2 pseudogenes are annotated in these 1,015 nt (G+C 38.2%); both read right to left on the bottom strand.

From position 1 onward, the window contains the following. Nucleotides 1-932, bottom strand: a pseudogene (gene tnpB, locus BUB71_RS18990) (IS200/IS605 family element RNA-guided endonuclease TnpB); the annotation flags it as partial. A gap of 11 nt (nt 933-943) precedes the next feature. Further along, nucleotides 944-1,015, bottom strand: a pseudogene (locus BUB71_RS19305) (IS200/IS605 family transposase); the annotation flags it as partial.

Genomic DNA, 1,015 nt, shown 5'->3' with positions numbered 1-1,015 from the left:
AATGGTTCTTCCGAACCATTCCGCCTTGTATTCCAACATGGTTACAAATTCTGACCAAGAAGCATCTGTGATGGATTTAGCTAAGTTATGGTTTTTGACCATATTAGCGACTTGCAAGTCCTCTAAAGCTATCGTTTGGTTTTCACATATTAGCTGAGTGGACAATTTATGTAAGAAGTCGTGCCGTGCATTCACTATTTTTTCATGAATTCTAGCAACTTTGATTCTAGCTTGATGCCAGTTGGAACCGTTTTTTTTACGTCTAGACATGATTCTTTGCCAATGTACCAATTTTTGTTCATATTTACGGAAGAATTTAGAAGGCTTCACTTTGTACCATCCGAAAGGATGGCAAACTCCTTCAGTCCTAAATCTACACCCATCATCTTGTTCTGATTGACTGGAACATATGGGCAAGAATACATTTCACATAGGATGGATATAAAATACTTTCCTGAAGGGTTTCTACGAATGGTAGCCGAAAGAATCCGTCCTTCTACTTCACGAGACTTCGCAAAGCGAACCCATCCTAATTTAGGTAGTTTGACTTTGTTTCTTTGAATACTGACTTCGGGAAGTTGGTTTTTCTTTTCAATCTTAGTTGTGTAGGATTGGACTTTGTTTCGCTTGCTTTTAAAACGTGGGGCATCATTTTGTTTCTTAAAAAATCTTTTGAACGCATCATCTAGATTACGAAGTGAGGATTGCAAAGCATGGGCATCTACTTCCTTTAGCCATTCAAACTGCTTTTTCAAAGCAGTGAGTAGCTTTGCACAAGTATGGTAGGTGAGTCCCTTGCCAGTTTCTTGATATGTTTCACTCCATTTTGCTAAAAAGTGATTAAATACGAATCGACTACATCCGATTGACTTATTCATAAGGGTTGCTTGTTCTTTGGTTGGGTAGATGCGGAACTTATATGCTTTGTGCATTTCTTTTCACCTCACTTTCCTTGATTTTCAATATACTTGCTTATTACGTCAATTGGGGCACCGCCTGTAGTTAGAAGACAAAA

Source organism: Seinonella peptonophila, from assembly GCF_900129355.1.
Taxonomy (GTDB): domain Bacteria; phylum Bacillota; class Bacilli; order Thermoactinomycetales; family Thermoactinomycetaceae; genus Seinonella; species Seinonella peptonophila.
Note: the sequence above shows the minus strand (reverse complement) of the source record. Positions and strands in the feature narration are given on the sequence as shown.